Genomic DNA, 20879 nt, shown 5'->3' on the forward strand with positions numbered 1-20879 from the left:
GATAGCGAAGCGATACGGTGGATGTAGTTCAATTGGTAGAGCACTGGATTGTGGTTCCAGGCGTTGCGGGTTCGAGTCCCGTCATCCACCCCAGACAGAAGAAAGCACCCCGTTTGGGGTGCTTTCTTCTGCGCAGAGCAGGATTTGCCGTGAAAAAGGAGAGGCGTGCCGGGCACGCCTCTCCTCATTTTATATTGTATCAGATACCGCGGCGGTTCAGGAGTCCTTCTTGTCGGCCAGGCGGTCAATGACCCGGGCGTAGCCGTCGGCGCCGTAGACCAGGCAGCGGCGGACGCGGGTAATGGTGGCGGAGGACACACCGGTCTTTTCGTTGATGGCGCTGAAGGTCTCACCGTCGTGGAGCATCTTGGCTACCATCCAGCGCTGGGCCATCACCTGGATCTCGCCCACGGTGCAAAGATCGTCAAAGAACCGGTAACAGTCCTCTTTATCCTTCAAAGACAAAATCGCCTCATACAGATGGTCAGTCATCTCCGATTTCATTTTGCTTTCGTACATGATACAGCCCCACTTTCTTAAATTGCAGTTGTCCGGCACGCGGCGTGCTCCGCCGCTTCATTACGGTATTAAGGTATCTTGTTATAAAGCATAGCAAATTTTTAAATCAGTGTCAATCTGTTTTCCGGGATAAGCCGGAGAGGTACAACACCCTGGGCGGAAGAACGGAAAAAGGGAATTGAATTTGTGCAAATTCTACAAAGGCGATGTTCGGATTTTTCCGTTGTTTTCCGGGCCGGAGAGGCGAAAAACGCCGCCCGGCACCCGGGCAGGACGGCGAAGGCGGTGAAAAAGCCGCCGGCCCGCCGGAGCCGTTCTCCGCCGGAGGGGCAGCGGAAGCTGCCCGGTGCCGGCGGAGCAGATTGCCCAAATCCCCGGGGGCTGCCAGATGCCGGCTGGGGCTGCCGGAGCCCCCGGCCGCCGACTGAACTGCCGGGAGAGCAACGGTGGTTTTCCGCCCCGGAGGGCGGCAGCGGCCGCCGCTTTTTGTGAAAGATTCCCAAAGAAGGAAAACGGCACAGGGGGAAACTATGAATTTATCCAATGACCACGATAAAGTATACCCCCGGCGGGGGAGCGGCGCAACGGTTTTTCCCGAAGAACCCGGCTTTTCGGCATAATACCCATTTTTCCCGCTCCGGCGGCGGTTTTCCGGCGAAAAAACCGATTGGAAATCGGCAATTTCACCAAAAATGCATGAAATACAAACACACTTGCATTTCGACGAAAAATCAACGGAAGCGCCAAAAACTTTTTTGCGCTAATATGATGACCTGAAAAGACACTACCGAATCACCGATGGAATGTAATAATACACAAACGATTTTTCTATAGATTCAATCTTTTTGTTGATTTTTACAAAAACCTGTGATAAGCTACAAACAGACAGGGGCCGGAGAAGAGGATCCTGCGCGGCTGAATGGGGGATCTCCCGAGGTGTGATTCCGGAAACGGAATGAGAGATTTTCCGGAAAAGCTGCAAAAGGATAAAGGGGGCTCCTGTACTCTGAAAATTGAGAAGAGAAGAAAGAGAGGGTAATTTATGTCTGAAAGCACTAAGAAACAGCGCACTGTCCGCCTTCCCAACTTCGTAGAGGCTCTGCTGCCCATCGTGGTTATGATGGCACTGATGCTCTACGGCCTGAACGGTGACTACTATGTGGACGCCCATATGCCGCTGGTAGTCTCCATCGTGGTGGCCTGCGCCGTGGGCTGCGCCTGCGGTCACAGCTTCTCCGATATGCTGGCCGGCATGCTGGACCGTCTGAACGCCACCATGGAGGCCATCCTGATCCTGATGACCGTTGGCCTGCTGGTTGCCTCCTTCATCATGTCCGGCACCATCCCCGCCCTGATCTACTACGGCCTGAACCTGCTGACTCCCAAGCTGTTCCTGCCTGTCGGCTGCATCATGTGCGCCGTGGTGGGCCTGGCCTGCGGCTCCTCCTGGACCGCTACCGCCACCATCGGTATCGCCTTCCTGGGCATCGGCGCGGGCCTGGGCATCAACCCCGCCATCACCGCCGGCATGATTATCTCCGGCGCCTACGTGGGCGACAAGTTCTCCCCCCTGTCCGACACCACCAACCTGGCCGCCGCCGTGTCTGAGACCGGCCTGTTCGACCACGTGACCGCCATGGTGTCCACCACCGCTCCCACCTTCGTCATCGCCCTGATCCTCTACACCATCCTGGGCATCGTCACCGGCAACGGCAACTACGATCCCACCGTGGCTGTGGAGCTGCAGAACGCTCTGGCTGAGGGCTTCAACCTGAATCCCCTGGTGCTGCTGCCCATCGTGGTCGTGATCGCCGCCTGCGTCCTGAAGCTGCCCGGCCTGATCGGCATCGCCATCTCCGTCGCCTGCGGCGTTATCTTCGCCGTGATCTTCCAGGGCGTTGACAGCCTGAGCGCCCTGTTCGACATGCTGCACTATGGCTATTCCTTCGAGAGCGAGAACGAGCTGGCTTCCCAGCTGCTCAACCGCGGCGGCATGGACCACACCATGTGGACCATCAACCTGATCCTGCTGGCTGTTGCTTACGGCGGCGCTCTGGAGCGCTGCGGCTGCATCGAGGCCCTGTTCGGCAAGCTGAAGGATAAGCTGAACTCCGTGGGCAGCCTGATCCTGGCCACCCTGCTGACCTCCCTGTTCTGCGACGCCACCATGTGCGACCAGTTCCTGGGCATCGGCGTTCCCGCCCCCCTGTACGTCGACAAGTATGACGAGCTGGGCCTGTCCCGCAACATGATGTCCCGTACCCTGGAGGACTGCGGCACCCTGTGGGCCGTCATGTTCCCCTGGACCGGCTGCGGCGCCTATCAGATGGGCGTTCTGGGCGTACATCCCTTCGCTTACTTCCCCTTCGCTTTCGTCAACCTGCTGAACCCCATCTACGCTGCCATCACCGCCTTCATGGGCCGCAACATCTTCTGGGCTGACGGCTCCTACACCAACGTGTTCGGCAAGACCACCAAGGGCAAGCCCGCTGCCGCTCCCGCTGAGGCCCATGAGCGCGCCCTGAAGAACCTGGAGGCCCTCCGCGCCGCCGGCAAGGCTCCCACCCCCAAGGCCTGATATACGGAAAGGAACTGTTCGCTGTGAGAACTGTACATCTCCCCTGGGAATCGGTAGCCGGTCCCCAGTACCATGCCCGGGAGCTGAAGCCTCGGAAAAAATGGGTTACTGCGGGCGGCTGGGTGATGTCCTTCGTCCTGATTGTGGGCGGCATCGCCTATCCCCACTACTGGTTCGCCGCCCTGTTCGGTGTGCTGTATATGCTGACGCTGCTGATGCAGAAGGATATTGTGGTCACCTCCCGGGGTCTGGAGATCTTTTACCAGATGCACATCACCACTCAGTATGATTTCTGGAGCTGGGATGATATTCACACCATTATCCGAGAGGATAAAAAGCATCCGGAGCTGGTAGCCCTGCATATCGGCAAGGGAGACCGGAGCAAACGGCTGTTCTTCACCAAGGCGGACGCTCAGGCCATCATGGATCTGGCGAGAAAGCAGAGCCACAAAATCCTGGTGGCGGAGGCGGACGAGAGCAAGATGAACGGTTCCGCGAAGAACAAGAAGAAAAAGAAAGCATGACAGGCGACCCCGGAGGGAAACCTCCGGGGTCCCAAAAAGAACGAGATTTCCCCTGCGACGAATCCGGCGACCCCCCCCCTTCCTGACATCGGTAATCCCACAGTCTCGGAGCGGCGGCCGGGAATCCCTGTCACCGCGAGAAGTGTTTCAGAATAAATCAATTACGAAATGAGGTAAACAACCATGATCATGAATCCTTCTGCCATTAAGAACGTTGTTGTGGATGGCCATAGCCTGACTCTGGAGAGTTTTGTGGCCGTTGCCCGCTACGGTGCCAAGGTGGAACTGGCTCCCTCCGCTCTGGAGGCCATGAACAAGTCCCGCGCCCTGGCGGAGAAGATCGCCGGCGAGGGCCGCGTGGCCTACGGCATCACCACCGGCTTCGGTGACTTCCAGCGTGTGGCCGTCAGCAAGGAGATGAGCAACCAGCTGTCCACCAACCTGATCCTCAGCCACTGCACCGCCATGGGCGAGCCCTACGCCCCCGAGGTTTCCCGCGGCATGCTGCTGCTGCGTGCCAACGCCCTGTGCGTGGGCGTGTCCGGCGTCCGTCCCATCCTGGTGCAGATGATGCTGGAGATGCTGAACAAGGGCGTCACCCCCATCATCCCCCAGAAGGGCTCCCTGGGCTCCTCCGGCGACCTGGCGCCTCTGGCCCATATGTCCCTGCCCCTGCTGGGCCGCGGCAAGGCCTGGTATGACGGTGTGGAGATGACCGGCGCCGAGGCCATGGCCAAGGCCGGCATCCAGACCCTGGACACCCTGGTGAGCAAGGAGGGCCTGGGCCTGACCAACGGCACCTGCGCCATGACCTCCGTGGGCTCCCTGGCCCTGTATGACACCATCTGCGCCGCTCAGATGGGCGACGTTATCGGCTCCATGGCCTTCGAGGGCCTCACCGGCCTGCGCAACGCCTTCGATCCCCGCATCCACGCCGTCCGCGGCCAGAAGGGCCAGATGCTGGTGGCCGCCAACATGGCCAAGCTGCTGGAAGGCTCCGAGATCATCGACAACTGCCAGAACGACCGCGTGCAGGACGCCTACGCCCTGCGCTGCATCCCTCAGCTCCACGGCGCCGTCCGTGACGCCCTGGACTATGTCCTGGACAAGGTGGAGATTGAACTGAACGCCGTTACCGACAACCCCCTCATGTTCCTGGAGGACGAGGCGGTCATCTCCGGCGGCAACTTCCACGGCGAGCCCATGGCCATCCCCTTCGACACCCTGGGCATTGCCTGCTCCGAGCTGGCTGACGCCTCCGAGCGCCGCACCGAGCGTATGGTCAACGCCGCGCTGTCCAACGGCCTGACTCCCTTCCTGACTGTGGAGGGCGGCGTCAACAGCGGCTATATGATCGTGCAGTACGCTGCCGCCTCCATGGTGTCCGAGAACAAGATCTATGCCCATCCCGCTTCCGTGGACTCCATCCCCTCCTCCGCCAACCAGGAGGACATCGTGTCCATGGGCACCACCGCCGGACGGAAGGCCGGCATGATCGTCAAGAACACCCTGGACGTCCTGTCCCTGGAACTGATGACTGCCTGCCAGGCCATCGACATCCGCCGCCGCCTGAACACCCACGGCCAGGGCATCACCCCCCTGCACCAGGCCATCTACGATCTGGTCCGATCCAAGGTGGACTTCTTCGAGATCGACCGCGAGATCTGGCCCGACATCGACGCTGTCAAGGAGCTGGTGTACAGCGGCGAGATCCTGGAGCTGGTGAAGCAGTACATCCCCGACTTCCAGTAATCCGAAAGCAAACAAAATCCCCGGCACCGTCAGGTGCCGGGGATTTGTCTTATTTCACCAGCGCCGCCAGCAGCCGGGCCGCTCCGGCGTAATCCTCCAGGGCCAGCCGGGGAACGCCGGCGGGGGCGCAGTCCAGATCGCTGCACACCGCCAGCAGCCCGGCGGGGTCCGACACCGGGGCCGCGGACACGGCGGAGCGGACGATCTCGATTTTCGGCAGGTCCGCCTGCTTGCCGCCCTCCAGCAAAATGAGATCCGCCCCGTCCATGGCCGCTGCCAGCTGCTCCGGCGTCACGGCCTGCCGGGCCGTCAGCAGATAGCGCCGGGCGGAGTACACCGCCACAGGCTCCGCTCCCGCCTGGCGCAGGCGGAAGCTGTCGGTGCCGGGCACGTCCGGCTCAAAGTTGTGGCCGTCGTGCTTGATCACCGCCGTCCGGATGCCCAGCCGCCGCAGCTCCGGCAGCAGGCCGCAGAGAAAGGCGGTCTTGCCGGCGTTTTTCACGCCGCAGACGGCTGCCATGGGAATCCTGCTCCGCCGGGCCAGCAGAGCCAGGTAGTCCGCCCGGGTGTTGATGTTGGCCACCGTCTCATCGCCGAAGGCGGAGTGGCCCAGGGGCACGTATCTGACCCGCAGGCGGTCCAGCGCCGATGTCAGGCGGTAGTCGCCGCGGCGCAGCTGCGCCTCCAGCACCGGCAGAGCGGACTTGCCGTATAGGGCGCACAGGGGATGGACCCGCCCGGCCCGGTCCACGGGGACGCAGGCATCCGCCGCCGGGGAGGGGAACAGGGCCAGAAACTCCCCCAGCTCCCGCCGGAACAGGGGCATGTCGCAGGCCACCGCCAGCAGCCAGTCGGACCGGCAGGCGGAAAGGGCGGCGTGAAGGCCCCCCAGGGGGCCGCAGCCGGGAAACCGGTCCGCCACCGGGGTGAAGCCGGGGCAGGCGGGGGCGTCCTCCGGGGCGCGCACCGACACCAGCCGCTCCGGCCAGAGGGCCAGTTCCCCGGCGACGCGGTCCAGAAACCGCTGCCCCTCCAGCGTCAGCGCCCCTTTGTCGGTGCCCATGCGGCGGCTTTCGCCGCCGGCCAGAATCACCGCCCCCACGGACGGCGTTTCGAAAGTCACAGCAGAATCACCTCCACCTCCGTCCCGGCCGGCAGGGCGGGGGACCCGGCGGGAATGTCCATCAGGCAGTTGCAGCCCATCCAGGAGGACAGCACGCCGGACACCTGCCCTCCGGCGGGGAGGGACACCCGGGTACCGCGGATAACGGCCCGCACCAGCCGCCGCCCGGGGCTGGCTTTCCGGAAGGGGGCCGTCAGCACGCCGGCCGCCCGGGGCAGGGAGCAGTCCTGCCGCCCCGCCAGACGCAGCAGCATGGGCCGCGCCACCGCCTCCAGGGTGGCCGCGGCGGCAAAGGGGTTGCCGGAGAGGCACACCACCGGCTTGCCGGACAGGGTCATGGCCAGCATGGGGGAGCCAGGCTTCACCGCCACGCCGTGGAACAGAAGCCCGGCTCCCAGACGGCGGCAGACGGCGGGCATGTAGTCTTTCTGACCCACGGACACGCCGCCGGTGGTGATGACGGCGTCGCACTCCGCCAGCAGCCCGGTGACGGCGCCGGAGAGAAGCTCCGGATCGTCGCTGTGGACAGGGGAAATCACCGGCTCCATGCCCAGCTGCTCCAGCCGGGCGGCCAGGTAGAACCGGTTGCTGTTGTAGATTTTGCCGGGGGCCAGGGGCGTTCCCGGCAGCACCAGCTCGTCCCCGGCGGACAGAAGGCCGATCCGAGGGCGAACATGGACATCTACAGTCTCCATGCCCTGGCCGGCCAGTACCCCCAGATGGGCGGGGGTCAGCACCGTTCCAGCGGGGAACAGAAGCGCACCGGAGCGCAGGTCCTCCCCCCGGTCGCAGATGTTGTCATGGGGGGCCGGGGAGACGAAGACGCGCACCGCATTTGCCCCCTGATCCGTGTCCTCCTGACGCACCACGCAGTCCGCGCTGGGAGGGATGGGAGCGCCGGTCATAATGCGCACGGCGCAGCCCCGGGGGACAGGCTCCCCCGGCGGGTCTCCGGCGAAGATGGGGCGGCAGACGGGAAGAACCGCGGGAGCTTCGGCGCAGGCCCCGGCCAGGTCCCCGTGATACAGGGCGTAGCCGTCCAGAGGGGAGCGGTCAAAGGGGGGCTGGTCCATGACGGCAAACAGCTCCCGGGCCGCCGTCCGGCCCAGCGCCCGGGACAGGGGCACCGTCTCCCGGCGGACGGGCGACACGCAGCGGCAGAGGAGGGCGGAGGCCTCCTCCACCGAAAGATGATCCATGGGCATGGGGCCACGTCCTTTCCTGTGAAATGCTGCAATGATTATACTATGGTTTTCCCGCGGAAGCAACGCGCAAAACCCCCGCCGCACCCGAAATGGGTGCGGCGGGGGTTTGTCAGGCTTCGCAATAGGACAGCACCAGCCGCAGCAGAAACGCCAGGCCCTCCGGCGCCTGCCGGGCGTTGATCCACTCCTCATAGGTGTGGGCGCCGCCGGTGTCCACGCAGCCCACGGTGCAGGAGGGAATGCCCAGGGACCAGGGGATGTTGGCGTCGGTGGAGCCGCTCTCCGGCGTCAGGGGGCCGTCGAAGTGATGACTCAGCGCCTCCCGGCACCGCTGCCACAGCGCCTCCTGCCGCTCCGGGTCCACGGACCCCATGCAGGGGCGGACGCCGATGGGCTCCACCTCCACGGTGACGCCGCCGGCGCGGCAGCGGTCCACCGCGGCCCGGAAGACCTGCTCCATCTCATCCAGACAGTCCATGGCCTCGGACCGGAACTCCCACAGCATCTCCGCTCTCTGGGCGATGGCGTTGACGGAGGTGCCGCCGCTGATTTTCCCCACGTTGCAGGTGGTGCGGGCCCGGGTAGGGACGGGATGACGGTACAGCTCCTGCACCAGCCCCGACAGCCGCTCAATGGCGTTGGGGGTGCCGAAGTCATGGAAGGAGTGGCCGCCGGGGGTGCGGACCGTCACCCGGTAGCGGCGGGAGCCGATGGGGCAGACGGTGTAGTGGCCGAACTGGCCGTCCAGCCCGATGAACTCCCGGATGTTATGGTGGTCGGCGAAGAATTGGCGGCAGCCCCGCAGGTTTCCCTCCCCCTCCTCGCCCACGTCGGCCACGAACCAGACGGGGACATTCCAGTCGTGGCGGGCGACGTACCGGGCCGCCAGCAGCAGCGCCGCCAGATTGGCGGTGTCGTCGCCGATGCCGGGGGCGTACAGCCGGTCCCCCTCCTCCCGGACGGCGATGGTTCCGTCGGGGAACACGGTGTCCAGATGGGCCATGATGACGATGGCCGCATCACTATCGCCGCAGCGGTGAGGGTAGATCACGTTTCCGGCGCTGTCGGTGTACACGCCGGCGCAGCCCGCCTCCTCCAGCCACCGGCGGCAGAAGGCACCGCGGCGCTCCTCCTGCCCGGTGGGGGCGGGAATCTCCGTCAGGGCGCGCAGCAGGGGCAGATAGTCGGCCTTGTGGGCAGTCAGGTCCATTTGGTCAAAGGAAGGCATGGCACCACGTCCTCTCCTGAGTTTTCCCCATTGTACCACCGCCGGGGCGTCAGGGCAAGGGCGTCAGGGCCTCCCGGTAAAACACGTCCAGCACGCCCCGGTAGTGGGGCTTCCAGGGCTTGTTTTTGCCGAAGTAGTGGATGACCACCGTGTGTTTCCGCACCCAGTCCAGGTCCACCGGCTCGTTTTTCGGGTCTGCGTTGTGGAAGCTGAGAACCCGGTCGCTGAGGTTGTAGACCAGGGTGTCCAGCAGCTTCACCCTGTGGCCGAACAGGGCGGTGAGAATGTCCTGATCCGGCAGCCACAGCGACAGCTTCCGGCTGTTGGCGTAGTCCCGGATCTGCTCCAGACTCAGATTTTCCCGCAGCGCCGCCAGGTCCATCAGCAGCACGCCGCTGTTGATGTAGGGCACCTCCTGCTCAATGCCCAGCCGGGCCTGGTTGAACTTCCGCAGCAGCTGCCGGGTGTGGGTGCAGGCCATGAAATAGCTGCCCTCAAAGGACGATTCGTACAGCGGCACCAGGGAGTTGATCACCAGGGTGTCCGCGTCCAGATAGAGGATGCGGTCCAGGGTGGGGGGCAGCAGCCGGGGGGCGGCGATGCGGTAGTAAATCTGCAGGGGGTAGCGCTCATAGGTGGGGAAGCCGGCGAAAATGGCCGGGTCCACCGCCACGAAATGGCACGCCGCCTTCGGCGCCAGCGCCCGGCGCACTGTTTCCATGTCCTCCTCCGTCAGGTCGGAGTGGAGGATATAGAAGTCATAGTGCTCCGCGCCGCCGCTGCGGAGGACGGAGCGGGCGCAGACGAGGAACCGGGACACAAAGCCGCGGTCAATGGCAAACAGCAGGTTCATGGGGCCTCCTTGATAATGTGGGATGGGAAGGGCGCAGACGCCGGGGCGTGCCGCGGCGTCTGCGGATGGGAGACATTACGCCTCCAGAATGGACATGAACTCCTCACCGGTGATGGTTTCCTTCTCGTAGAGGTACCGGGCCAGCTCATCCAGCTTCTCCCGGTTCTCCCGGAGGATGGACAGGGCCTTTTCGTGCTGGGCCTTCACCAGGGCCACCACCTGCCGGTCAATCTCCGCCTGGGTTTCGGCGGAGCAGGCCAGGGAGGCGTCGCCGCCCAGGTACTGGTTGGTTACTGTCTCCAAAGCCACCATGTCGAAGCCGTCGCTCATGCCGTACCGGGCAATCATGGCCCGGGCCAGCCTGGTGGCCTGCTCAATGTCGTTGGCCGCGCCGGTGGAAACGGAGCCGAAGGCCACTTCCTCCGCCGCCCGGCCGCCGGTGTAAGTAGCGATCTTGTTTTCGATCTCCTCTTTGGTCATCAGGTAGTGGTTGCCCTCCTCAACCTGCATGGTGTAGCCCAGGGCGCCGGAGGTGCGGGGAATGATGGTGATTTTCTGCACCGGGGCGGAGTGGGTCTGCCTGGCCGCCACCAGGGCGTGGCCGATCTCGTGGTAGGCCACGGTCCACTTCTCCCGGTCGGTGAGGATGGCGTTTTTCTTCTGGTAGCCGGCGATGACCACCTCAATGCTCTCCTCCAGGTCCGCCTGGGTGGCGAACTTCCGGCCGTCCCGGACGGCCCGGAGGGCGGCCTCATTGACGATGTTTGCCAGCTCCGCGCCGGAGGCGCCGGAGGCCATCCGGGCCACGGCGCCGTAGTCCACGTCCTCCGCCACCCGGATCTTTTTGGCGTGAACCCGCAGAATGGCCTCCCGGCCCTTCAGGTCCGGCAGCTCCACCGGCACCCGCCGGTCAAACCGGCCGGGGCGGGTCAGGGCCGGGTCCAGGGACTCGGGCCGGTTGGTGGCCGCCAGAATGATGACGCCGCTGTTGCCCTCGAAGCCGTCCATCTCGGTGAGCAGCTGGTTGAGGGTCTGCTCCCGCTCGTCGTTGCCGCCCATCTGGCCGCCGCTGCGCTTCTGGCCGATGGCGTCAATCTCGTCGATGAACACGATGCAGGGGGCCTTCTCCTTGGCCTGCTTAAAGAGGTCCCGCACCTTGCTGGCGCCCATGCCCACGAACATCTCCACAAACTCGGAGCCGCTCATGGAGAAGAAGGGCACGTCCGCCTCGCCGGCCACCGCCTTGGCCAGCATGGTTTTGCCGGTGCCCGGAGGGCCCACCAGCAGCACGCCCTTGGGCATGGAGGCGCCGATCTCCCGGTACTTCTCCGGGTTGTGGAGGTAGTCCACAATCTCCTGGAGGTTCTCCTCCGCCTCGTCCACGCCCTCCACGTCGGAGAACTTGATGCCGTCGGAGGACTTGACATAGACCTTGGCGTTGGACTTCCCGGCGTTGAACATCATGGAGTTGGGGCCGCCCATCTTCTCCATCATCTTCCGGGACATGAACTGCCCGATGCCGATGAAAATCACCAGCGGCAGTATCCAGCCCAGCAGGGACACCAGGAAGGAGGTCTGCTCAATCTCCACGCCGCTGGTGGAGACCCCGGCGGCCAGCAGCCGGGGCAGCAGGTCGTCGTCAGGCACCATGGCGGTTTTGTAGACGGCCTTTTCGTCGGCGCCGGTGAAGAGAATTCGGTTGTCCTGCTCCTGAATCTCCGCCCGGCCCACCTGGCCGCTTTCCACCATCTCCACAAAGGTGTTGTAATCCACCTGGCGGATGCTGTGCTCCGTCAGCCAGGGCATGGCGATCATGTTGAACACCACAATCATGGCCATGGCGATGCAGTAATAATATAGTAGGGGACGCTTCGGGGTTTTGACTTCGTTCATTGGGCGGTTCCTCCGTTCTTTCGTTGATTTCTCCGCAGCAGGCGCCACAGCACCTGTCCTGCCAGCAGGCTGGCCGCGGCGGCCAGCGGTCTGGGAATGCGCTTCATGTGGCGGCGGCCTCCGTTTCCTCCAGATCCAGCTGCAGCTCCACCGCCGCCAGGGCGGACTGCAGCGCCCGGCGCATGGCTTGGGCGGCGAAGTCCATGGCGTACTCGGCGTACAGCGCCGCGGCCTCCGCCCGGTCGGAGGCGGTGTCGGTGGCGGCGCAGTGGAGGTAGCGGGGCAGCTTTTCCCGCAGAATGGCCTCCATCCGCTGCTGGTACTCCAGCTGGACGGCGGACAGCGCCGCCACGGCGGGGGAGTGGCTGGTGTCCGCCGCCATCTGCAGCGCGGCGTCCGTCTCGTCAATCTCCCGGGTCAGACAGTCCAGCTCCTGCCGGACCTGATGCCGGTCCGCCAGCTGGCACAGCCGCAGCCGGCTGCGGATGCGTTCGTGCTCCTGCTCCAGTTCCCGGAGCTTGGTTGAAAATAATTCCTTTCCGGCGCTCATAGGCAACTCCTTTCCCAATGGACCCCGGCAGACCCTGCCGGAGTTACTTTGTTTATAGCAGTCCTTCCCGCCGCCCGCCACCTTCAATTCTGGCCGTTTGTATGGACAACATTCGGAATCTGTCAGAGTTTTTGACACCCCGGGAAAAGTGTCAGTACAGGAGACAAAAATTGATAGTGTTCGACTGCCGCCGGTTTTGCTAGGATGGGCGGCAGTGAGAGAAACGGAAAGGTGAATGGTATGATTCATACGCTGAGCGGCGTGCTGCTGCTGTTTTTTGTCTACTGCTTTATCGGCTGGGTGTGGGAGTCCTGCTACGTGTCGGTGAAAAACCGGCGCTGGGTGAACCGGGGATTCCTGCGGGGGCCGTGGCTGCCCATCTACGGCGCCGGCGCGGGGGTGATCCTGCTGTCCACCCTGTGGGTGGAGGAGTGGTGGCCCCTGGTGTTCCTGCTGGGCATGGTGTCCGCCACGGCGCTGGAGTACGCCACCGGCGCGGTGATGGAGCGGCTGTTCCAGACCCGCTACTGGGATTACAGCGACGTGCCCTGCAACCTCAACGGCTACATCTGCCTGTGGGCCTCCCTGGGCTGGGGCTTCTTCTCTGTGCTGCTGGTGCGGTTTGTCCATCCGGTGATCCGGCGGCTGGTACTGGCCATCCCCACGGCGGTGTCCGGCGTGGCCGGCTGGGTGCTGACGGTGCTGTTCGTCATGGATGTCAGCGACTCCGCCCGCGCCGCCCTGGACCTGAAGGATATGATGAACAGCCTCACCGCCAGCAACCGTCTGGTGGAGGGCATTACCGAGAAGCTGGAGGAGCTGTCGGAGCGGCTGAACCGGGACAGCGAGCCTCTGCGCCAGAGGCTGCGGCAGCTGGAGGCGGAGCTGACGGAGGAACGGGAGCAGCGCCGACAGAAGCGGCTGTCCCGGAACGAGCGGCTGCTGCAGCACCTGGAGGAGCGCCGGGACCGGAAGGCGGGGCTGCTGTCCGCCCTGACGGAGCGGTGCGATGCCGTTGCCGCCGAGCTGTCGGAGCGGCTGTCCCGGTCGCTGCCGGAGGAGGAGCGTGAGCGCCTGCTGGAGGCCCGGACGGCCCTGACCGGCGTGCAGGCATCCCTCCGCAAGGCGGAGGTGGAGCTGGCGGCCCGCCGCCAGCGGGATTTCCGCCGCATCGCCGCCCTGCTGGAGCGCAACCCCTCCGCCCGGTCCCGCCAGCACGGCGCGGCGGTGGAGGAGCTGCTGGAGGTGCTGCGCCGCTCCCGGAAGTGACAAAAAAGCGCCCTTGCCTTTCGGCAAGAGCGCGGGGACTGTCGAAAAAGTGGCGAAGCCACTTTTTCGAGAAGGGCTGCGGCCCGCTGCGCGCAGGAGCCGTCTGCCGATGGCAGACAGCTCCCACACTTGCAGGCCGAGAAGTGTTTTTTCCGCCGTACACGCCGCCGAAAAAAACGAATTTCATTCTTTTCGCACCTGCGGGTGCGAACTCTGCGAGGCTTTTTCGATAAGTGACGCGCCCTTGCCTTTCGGCAAGGGCGCGGAGAAAAGCGGAATTACTGGCCTGCCGCCATTTTTCCCGTCAGCAGGCGGGCCATCTGCCGGGCCAGCTTTTCCTGGTCCACGGGCCGGCTGGCGCAGTGCTCCATCAGCAGTCCCACGATGCCGTAGGTGCAGAAGTCCAGCACCACCCGGGCGTCGCTGTAGTTGAGGGAGGTCTCGGGAGGCTTTTCCTCGATCATGGTCTGCAGGTAGGTGCGCACGTAGCGGACCACCAGCTGCTCCACCTGCTGGCGCCGCTGGGAGGCCAGCAGCTTCCGGATCAGTTCCTGCTCCTCCATGGCGCAGGCGATGAGGCTGCGGAGGGCTTCCTCCGCGCTGTCCGCCGCCAGGGAGCGGGAGAGGGCCTCCTCCAGCGCCTGCTGGAAGGCCCATTCGATGACCTCCACAATGTCCTGAAAGTGGTAGTAAAACGTCTGCCGGGAGATGTGGCAGGTCTCCACCAGGTCCTTGACGGTGATCTTGTCCACGCTTTTCTCCCGGGACAATGCCATAAACGCGTCAAAAATCACCTGCTTTGTGTTCACCGGCACCGGTCTCGCCCCCTTTCGCATAATGATTCAGTTTACCATAGGAAAGAAATCTTGTCCAGAAATTTTCCCGCCGCTTTTTCCTGAAAATTCATAAATCATTCAAGAATTCCGCGGACAGAGCGCTATAATGAGACAATTCTCCGCGCCTGGCGGGGAGCACACCAACGGACGGGAACCACCCGCCCGGAAAAGAACCGAGGAATCGAGATGGAGACAAAACCCACCCCAATCAGCTACCGCCATCTGCGGCTGAAGGATCTGAACCGGCCGGAGTATTCCCACCTGAAGCTGCTGGCGTACTGGCCGGTGTTCGGCCTCCTGTTTTTCTACGCCGAGCGGCTGCAGCCCATGCGGGACTATCACGTGGTCCACTGCGCCCTGGACGATCTGATCCCCTTCAATGAGCTGTTCCTGATCCCCTACCTCTTCTGGTTCGCATTCCTGCTGGGAATGCACCTGTACACCCTGCGCTATGACGCGGAGACCTTCCGGAAGATGATGCACTTCATCATTCTGACCTACTCGGCGGCACTGGTGCTGTTTTTCCTGTTCCCTACCTGCCAGCACCTGCGGCCGGCGGTGTTCCCCCGGGACAATGCCCTGACCCGCTTCATGGCGGGGTTCTACCAATTCGACACCAATACCAACGTCTGTCCCTCCCTCCATGTGGTAGGGTCTCTGGCGGTGGTGTTTGCCGCGTGGCACTCGCCCCGGTTCCGGACAAGGGGCTGGAGGACGGCCTTTGCCGTGGCAGGCGGGCTGATCTCCGTGTCCACCGTGTTTCTGAAGCAGCACTCCCTGTGGGACGTGGCGGCGGCGCTGGCCATCTGCGCCGTGGCCTATGACTGGTGCTACCGCCGGGAGGAGGCACGGGGCAGCGAGGCGCCGGAGCCGCTGTGGTCGCCCCGGAAGCGCCGGGCGGGAACCCAGACCGTCAAATGATGAGCGCATGACACAAGGCCGCGGTCCAACGGACCGCGGCCTTGTCTGTCAATTCTGATGTTCCTCCAGCCACCGCAGGGCCATGCAGGCGTACACGGCGCTGCCGGCGGCCAGGGCATCCTCGTCGAATTTCACCATGGGATGGTGCTGGGGGTAGCAATAGCCCTTCTCCGGCTGTCCGGCGGCCAGAGCCAGCATGACGGAGGGCACCTCCTGGCTGACGTAGGCGAAGTCCTCGGACCCGGCGGATTTGGAGGAGGAACCGCCGCCGCTGACGGCGTTCAGTTCCGCCACGGTGAAGGCCCGCTCCCGGCCCAGCAGCTCCTTGGTGTACCGGCCGCAGCACTCCGACAGATCCCGGTCATTCACCAGAGTGGGGCAGCCGCTGCCGAAGGTGACGGAGGCCTCCGCCCGGAAGGCTTTGGCCACGCCCTGGGCGATGTCCGTCATCCGCTGCTTCAGGCCGGCCCGGGTCTCCTCGTCGAAGGTGCGGATGCTGCCGCCCATGGTGACGGTGTCGGGAATCACGTTGGCCGCCACGCCGGCGTGCATGGTGCCGACGGTCAGCACCGCCCGGTCATCCATGGCCAGCTCCCGGGCGTGAATCTCCTGAAGGGCGATGAGAATGTGGGCGGCGGCGGTGAGGGGGTCAATGCCGGTGTTGGGCATGGAGCCGTGGCAGCCTTTGCCCTGGACTCTGATCTCAAAATAGTCCGCGGCGGGGGCGCTGACGCCGGGGGCGCTGACCACCACCGTGCCGGCCGGGAAGGGCATGCCCGCCATAACGTGAATCATCAGCGCAGCGTCCACTCTGGGGTTTTCCAGCAGCCCCGCCTCAATCATATCGTGGGAGCCCTCGAAAATCTCCTCCGCCGGCTGGAACATCAGCTTCACGGTGCCCTGGATTTCGTCCTCGTGGGCCTTCAGCAGCCGGGCGGCGCCCAGCAGCATGGCGGTGTGCAGGTCATGGCCGCAGGCGTGCATGGTGCCGTCCTGGCAGGCGAAGGGCACGTCCGCCTCCTCACGGATGGGCAGAGCGTCCATGTCCGCCCGCAGCAGAAAGACCTTGCCGGGCTTTTTGCCGCCCACCAGGGCCGTCAGCCCCGCCCGGCCGCACTCCGCCGGCGCGAGGCCCATGTCCGTCAGTTGCTGTTTCACATAGGGCAGCGTGTGTTTCAGGTCAAAGCCGGTTTCCGCGTGCCGGTGCAGTTCCCGGCGGTCCGTCAGAATCGTTTGCCGGAGGGCCTCCGCCTCCCGGAGCAGTGTGCTGGTTTCCATGGTCAAAACCTCCTGAACGTGGAGTGGACGCCGCCTGGGAACGGCGCCGCGCCTGTTGTATTGCCCATAGGATACCCCGTTTTCCGCCGGTTTTCTACCGCTGAAATGTAAACAAACGGGAATCAGTCGGTTTTTTGAAAATTTTACCCGGAATTTACGGGGAAGCCCCTGTATTTCCGGTGCCGGCAGTGTATACTGAAAGGGTACGAAGTGTCGGTATGAAGAAAGGAAGAGAATAATGCTGGATTTTAATGACAAGCGCGGGTTCATCTGTGATATGGACGGCGTGATCTACCACGGAAATCAGATTCTGCCGGGAGTGGCGGAGTTCATCCAGTGGCTGCAGGAGGAGGGGAAGGAGTACCTGTTCCTCACCAACAACAGCGGCTACACCCCCCGGGAGCTGCGCCAGAAGCTGGCGCGGATGGGGCTGGAGGTGCCGGAGGAGCACTTTTACACCAGCGCCCTGGCCACCGCCGCCTTTCTGAAGGAGCAGGCCCCCGGCTGCTCCGTGTTCGCCATCGGCGAGGCGGGGCTGCTGAACGCCCTGTATGACGCGGGCATCACCATGAACGACGTGAACCCGGACTACGTGGTGGTGGGGGAGGGCCGGTCCTACTCCCTGGACACCCTGACCAAAGCTACCAATCTGGTGCTGGGGGGCGCCAGGCTCATCGGCGCCAACTCCGACGTGTCCGGCCCCATTGAAAACGGCATCGCCCCCGCCTGCCGGGCGCTGGTGGCGCCCATCGAGATGGCCACCGGCACCCAGGCCTACTTCTGCGGCAAGCCCAACCCCCTGATGATGCGCACGGGGCTGCGGCTGCTGAACTGCCACTCCGGCGACGCCGTGATGGTGGGGGACCGGATGGACACGGACGTGGTGTCCGGCATGGAGAGCGGCATGGCCACGGTGCTGGTACTCTCCGGCGTGTCCACCCCGGAGACGCTGAAAACCTACGCCTACCGGCCCACGGCGGTGCTGAACGGCGTGGGGGACATTGTGCGTCTGGCCCGGGAAGCCCGGGGATAAGGGGGAAGGGCCATGGAGTATCTGGTGACCTACGCCTCCAAATACGGCAGCACGGAGCGGTACGCCCGCTGGATCGCCGCCGCCCTGGACTGCCCCTGCAAAGAGGTTCGGGAAGTGCGGGAGGAGGACCTTGCCCGGTGCGGCGTCCTGATCCACGGCGGCGGGCTGTACGCCGGAGGCCTCAGCGGCATCCGGGTGGTGACGGACCATGCCGCGGCGCTGGCGGGGAAGCCGGTGGTGGTGTTTTCCTGCGGCCTGGCGGACCCGGCGGATCCGGTAAACGCGGAGCGGATTGAAGCGGGGGTGTCCCGGGCGCTGGGGCCGGAGCTTTCGGCCCGGGTGCGGCAGTTTCACCTCCGGGGCGCCATCGACTATCAGCGGCTGAACCCCCTCCACCGGGCCATGATGGCCATGCTGCGCAAAAGCGCCCTGAAAAAGGGCTACGAAAACCTGCGGGACGAGGACAGACTGATGGTAGACACCTACGGCCGGCGGGTGGATTTCACCGACGAAGCCTCCATCGCTCCGCTGCTGGCGTACATCCGGAGCCTGTGAGGCTTGGAGAAAAAGAGACAGCCTTTCGGCTGTCTCTTCTGCGTTTCTGATTCATTTCTTTCCGAACAGCTGCCGCAGCAGGGGCGCGGAGGGGCTGGGCTCCCCCGGCTCCCGCAAAAACAGCGCCCCGGAGGGGCAGGTTTTGACGCACACCGGCTCCAGACCCCGGCGCAGGCGCTCCCCGCAGCCGTCGCACTTCACCATGCGCCGGTCTGCCGTGAACTGCGGCACGCCGTAGGGGCAGGCCTGCCGGCACCGGCGGCAGCCCACGCACCGGGCGTCCTCCACCGTCACCAGACCCGTCTCCGCTTCCCGGCGGATGGCCCCGGCGGGACAGGCGGCCAGACAGGGGGCGTCGGGGCAGTGGAGGCAGCCTATGGAGCCGCAGCGGATGGTGCCGTCCCCGTCCTCCTGCCGGACGGCGCGGCGGAGGGCCGGGCCGGTCTCGTCAATGTCATAGTGCAGGTCCTGACAGGCGGCCACGCAGGCGTAGCAGCAGACGCAGCGGTCCGGATTCAGTTCCACAATGGTCTTTGCCATAGGCTCACTCCTCCGTGACGGCTTCCACCCGGCAGGGGAAGCTCTTGTAGCCGGGGTAGCCGGAGTAGGGGTCCAGATAGTCATGGGCCATGAGATAGCTGGTGTTGGCCCGCTCATTGCCGTGGTACATGTGCACCGCGCCGGGGTGGACGGTGGCAGTGCAGTGGACGGTGGCGCAGATGCTGCCGGCGGGGGTGGTGATGCGGGCTCGGCCGCCGTCGGTGAGGCCGTACCGGGCCGCGTCCTCCGGGTGGATGTCCAGCAGGTCGTTGGGCTCCAGCTCCGCCAGCCAACGCATCCGGTAGGTGCGGGTGTGCATGTACTGGGGCCGGCGGGCGCCGGTGTTCATCAGTAGGGGATACTCCGGACCGCAGTACTGCGGGAATAGCTGGGCACAGCTGCGGTACTCCGGCAGGGGGTCCAGACCGTAGTCCGCGGCGTACCGGGCAATCACGCTGCTGTACAGCTCCGCCTTGCCGCTGGCGGTGGGGAAGCCGGCGTCCCGGTACTTCTTCTCCCGGTAGGGCGGCAGGGTGCGCTTCGCTTTCACAATTCCGCCGGCGGCCTGAATCTCCCGCACCGTCAGGCCGGTAGGCTCCAGAATAAAGTCCATGTACTCCTCATAGGTCATCTGCAGGTGGGGGTCCTGCAGCCCCAGGGCCTTGGCCAGATCGGAGAGAATCTGAATGTCGTGGCGGGACTCTCCCAGCGGCTCAATGGCCGACGGGAAGCACTGGACATAGCCGTCGGCAAAGATCTTCACGTCGCTGCGCTCCAGACCGGAGCAGGCCGGCAGCACAATGTCGGCGTACCGGGCGGTCTCGGTCATGAAGAGATCCACCGCCACAAAGTAGTCCAGCTTTTTGAGGGCGGAGAGCATGTAGGTGCTGTCGGGCCACATCATGTGGTTCATGCCAACCCCCAGAACGGCCTTGACGGGGTAGGGCTTCCCCTCGTGGATGTACCGGGGCAGCAGCATCCCCTGGGCCTGGTCCGGCATGAACTCCGCCCAGACGGGGAACTCCCGGTGGCCCATGGCGGGGGCGTCGAAATGGAATTCGCCCACGTACGCCGCCTCGTTGCTGGGGGTGAAGCCCGTCACGTGGAGGTAGCCGCTGGGGACCACCCGGTTGCCGCCGGTGATGTCATAATTTCCCGTCAGAGCCGCCAGGGACACCACCGCCCGCTGGTTCTGCACGCCGTTGACGTGGTGGACCAGGGGGGAGGCGGAGGTCAGCAGGGCGGCGGGTTTGGCCTTGGCGTACATCCGGGCGGCTTTCACCATCAGCGGAGCGGGGACGGTGGTCAGCGCCTCCACCCGCTCCGGGGTGTACCGGGCCGCCAGCGCCGCGAACTCCGCGAAGCCGGTGACGTAGTTGTCCACAAAGTCCCGGTCGTACAGCCCCTCCTGAATGATGACGTTGGCCATGCCCAGGGCCAGGGCGCCGTCGGTGCCGGGCCTGGGCTGCAGGTGCAGCGCCGCCTTCTGGGCGAAGGAGGTTTTGCGGGAGTCCACCACAATGAAGGACTTGCCCTGTTCCATCAGGTCATAGAAGTGGCGGTTGTTGTCCATGTTGGAGTAGAAGGGGTTCCGGGTCCACACCAGCACCAGCTCCGCGTTGGCGACGTCGGCGCCGGCGATGCCACCGAACACCAGCCACCAGGCCAGCTTGTGGGCCTCCTGGCAGGTGCTGCCCTCGGTCATGTAGTTGGGGCTGCCGAAGCTGCCGCTGAGCCGCTGGAGCACCGGGCGGTACCACTTGGAAAAGCCGGCGTGGAAGCACACCGACTGGGGGCCGAATTCCGCCTTGCAGCCGTTGAATTTCTCCGCGATCTCCCTGTAGGCCTCCTCCCAGCTGATGGGCCGGAATTGCCCCGATCCCTTTTCCCCCACCCGCTTCATGGGGTGGAGCACCCGGTCCTTGCTGTACACGTACTGCCGGATGGCCGCCCCCCGGGGACACAGCCGCCCGTTGGAGTGGGGGTTGTCGGAGGAGCCCTCCACCCGGATGATGCGGCCGTCCTTGACGTGGGCGTCAATGCCGCAGTGGGAGTAGGCGTTGCAGATGCCGCAGCAGGTTTTGCGGATGGTGACGCCCGGCTCCGGGGCGCGAGTGGTTTCCGTCATAGCAATCCTCCTTTGCCGGCTGGTTTCCTTGCTGTGTCCCATTATGGCAGAGACCCGTCAAAACAGCGTCAAAAACGGGCACGCCTTGCGGCGG

18 protein-coding genes and 1 tRNA gene are annotated in these 20879 nt (G+C 64.6%); 8 read left to right on the top strand and 11 right to left on the bottom strand.

Annotation, left to right across the window (positions count from 1 at the left end; translation table 11 throughout):
- Positions 1–17: 17 nt before the first annotated feature.
- A tRNA-His gene (locus tag SOX55_RS07255) sits at positions 18–93 on the top strand.
- 123 nt (positions 94–216) lie between these two features.
- On the opposite strand, the gene SOX55_RS07260 is transcribed toward SOX55_RS07255, so the two are convergent.
- Positions 217–519, bottom strand: a complete 303-nt coding sequence (locus SOX55_RS07260; protein WP_325286776.1) for a YerC/YecD family TrpR-related protein — start codon at positions 517–519, stop codon at positions 217–219.
- A gap of 1042 nt (positions 520–1561) precedes the next feature.
- Here SOX55_RS07260 and nhaC point away from each other — a divergent pair.
- The 3 genes from nhaC to hutH all read left to right on the top strand — a co-directional run bounded on the left by nhaC (position 1562) and on the right by hutH (position 5373).
- On the top strand, positions 1562–3097 hold the full coding sequence (gene nhaC, locus SOX55_RS07265; RefSeq protein ID WP_325286777.1) for a Na+/H+ antiporter NhaC: 1536 nt from the start codon (positions 1562–1564) through the stop codon (positions 3095–3097).
- Between the two features lie 23 nt (positions 3098–3120).
- The gene (locus SOX55_RS07270; protein ID WP_325286778.1) at positions 3121–3621 is read left to right on the top strand and encodes a hypothetical protein; all 501 of its coding nucleotides are present in this window, start codon (positions 3121–3123) and stop codon (positions 3619–3621) included.
- A 183-nt stretch (positions 3622–3804) separates the two neighbouring features.
- The gene (gene hutH / locus SOX55_RS07275; protein ID WP_325286779.1) at positions 3805–5373 is read left to right on the top strand and encodes a histidine ammonia-lyase; all 1569 of its coding nucleotides are present in this window, start codon (positions 3805–3807) and stop codon (positions 5371–5373) included.
- A gap of 49 nt (positions 5374–5422) precedes the next feature.
- Here the strand turns inward: hutH and mobB are convergent, their stop codons facing one another.
- The 6 genes from mobB to SOX55_RS07305 form a co-directional block, all read right to left on the bottom strand.
- On the bottom strand, positions 5423–6496 hold the full coding sequence (mobB, locus tag SOX55_RS07280) for a molybdopterin-guanine dinucleotide biosynthesis protein B (protein WP_325286780.1): 1074 nt from the start codon (positions 6494–6496) through the stop codon (positions 5423–5425).
- Positions 6493–7701, bottom strand: coding sequence for a molybdopterin molybdotransferase MoeA (locus SOX55_RS07285; protein WP_325286781.1), 1209 nt, complete (start codon positions 7699–7701; stop codon positions 6493–6495). Before SOX55_RS07285 ends, mobB begins: the two co-directional genes overlap by 4 nt.
- A gap of 109 nt (positions 7702–7810) precedes the next feature.
- Positions 7811–8929: a M20/M25/M40 family metallo-hydrolase gene (locus SOX55_RS07290; RefSeq protein ID WP_325286782.1), complete on the bottom strand. Its 1119-nt coding sequence runs from the start codon at positions 8927–8929 to the stop codon at positions 7811–7813.
- A 49-nt stretch (positions 8930–8978) separates the two neighbouring features.
- On the bottom strand, positions 8979–9782 hold the full coding sequence (locus SOX55_RS07295) for a glycosyltransferase family 8 protein (protein ID WP_325286783.1): 804 nt from the start codon (positions 9780–9782) through the stop codon (positions 8979–8981).
- Between the two features lie 75 nt (positions 9783–9857).
- Positions 9858–11675, bottom strand: coding sequence for an ATP-dependent zinc metalloprotease FtsH (gene ftsH, locus SOX55_RS07300; protein WP_325286784.1), 1818 nt, complete (start codon positions 11673–11675; stop codon positions 9858–9860).
- 103 nt (positions 11676–11778) lie between these two features.
- Positions 11779–12225 (bottom strand): hypothetical protein, encoded by a 447-nt coding sequence (locus tag SOX55_RS07305; RefSeq protein ID WP_325286785.1) that lies wholly within the window; start codon positions 12223–12225, stop codon positions 11779–11781.
- A gap of 240 nt (positions 12226–12465) precedes the next feature.
- On the opposite strand from SOX55_RS07305, the gene SOX55_RS07310 reads away from it, so the two are divergent.
- A complete protein-coding gene (locus SOX55_RS07310) occupies positions 12466–13494 on the top strand; it encodes a putative ABC transporter permease (protein ID WP_325286786.1) in 1029 nt (342 codons plus the stop codon).
- 278 nt (positions 13495–13772) lie between these two features.
- Here the strand turns inward: SOX55_RS07310 and SOX55_RS07315 are convergent, their stop codons facing one another.
- The gene (locus tag SOX55_RS07315) at positions 13773–14309 is read right to left on the bottom strand and encodes a TetR/AcrR family transcriptional regulator C-terminal domain-containing protein (protein ID WP_325286787.1); all 537 of its coding nucleotides are present in this window, start codon (positions 14307–14309) and stop codon (positions 13773–13775) included.
- Positions 14310–14516: 207 nt separating this feature from the next.
- On the opposite strand from SOX55_RS07315, the gene SOX55_RS07320 reads away from it, so the two are divergent.
- The gene (locus SOX55_RS07320; RefSeq protein ID WP_325286788.1) at positions 14517–15251 is read left to right on the top strand and encodes a phosphatase PAP2 family protein; all 735 of its coding nucleotides are present in this window, start codon (positions 14517–14519) and stop codon (positions 15249–15251) included.
- Positions 15252–15299: 48 nt separating this feature from the next.
- Here the strand turns inward: SOX55_RS07320 and SOX55_RS07325 are convergent, their stop codons facing one another.
- On the bottom strand, positions 15300–16529 hold the full coding sequence (locus SOX55_RS07325) for a M20 metallopeptidase family protein (RefSeq protein WP_325286789.1): 1230 nt from the start codon (positions 16527–16529) through the stop codon (positions 15300–15302).
- Between the two features lie 238 nt (positions 16530–16767).
- On the opposite strand from SOX55_RS07325, the gene SOX55_RS07330 reads away from it, so the two are divergent.
- Positions 16768–17562: an HAD-IIA family hydrolase gene (locus tag SOX55_RS07330; protein ID WP_325286790.1), complete on the top strand. Its 795-nt coding sequence runs from the start codon at positions 16768–16770 to the stop codon at positions 17560–17562.
- 12 nt (positions 17563–17574) lie between these two features.
- Positions 17575–18117 carry a flavodoxin domain-containing protein gene (locus tag SOX55_RS07335; protein ID WP_325286791.1) on the top strand — a complete coding sequence of 181 codons (543 nt, stop codon included), beginning with the start codon at positions 17575–17577 and terminating at the stop codon, positions 18115–18117.
- A gap of 51 nt (positions 18118–18168) precedes the next feature.
- Here the strand turns inward: SOX55_RS07335 and SOX55_RS07340 are convergent, their stop codons facing one another.
- Complete coding sequence (locus SOX55_RS07340) at positions 18169–18657, bottom strand: 4Fe-4S dicluster domain-containing protein (RefSeq protein WP_325286792.1); 489 nt, start codon at positions 18655–18657, stop codon at positions 18169–18171.
- 4 nt (positions 18658–18661) lie between these two features.
- Positions 18662–20785, bottom strand: a complete 2124-nt coding sequence (locus SOX55_RS07345; RefSeq protein WP_325286793.1) for a molybdopterin-containing oxidoreductase family protein — start codon at positions 20783–20785, stop codon at positions 18662–18664.
- Positions 20786–20879: the final 94 nt, after the last annotated feature.

It is taken from the genome of Dysosmobacter sp. (assembly GCF_034093755.1).
Classification (GTDB): Bacteria; Bacillota; Clostridia; order Oscillospirales; family Oscillospiraceae; genus Oscillibacter.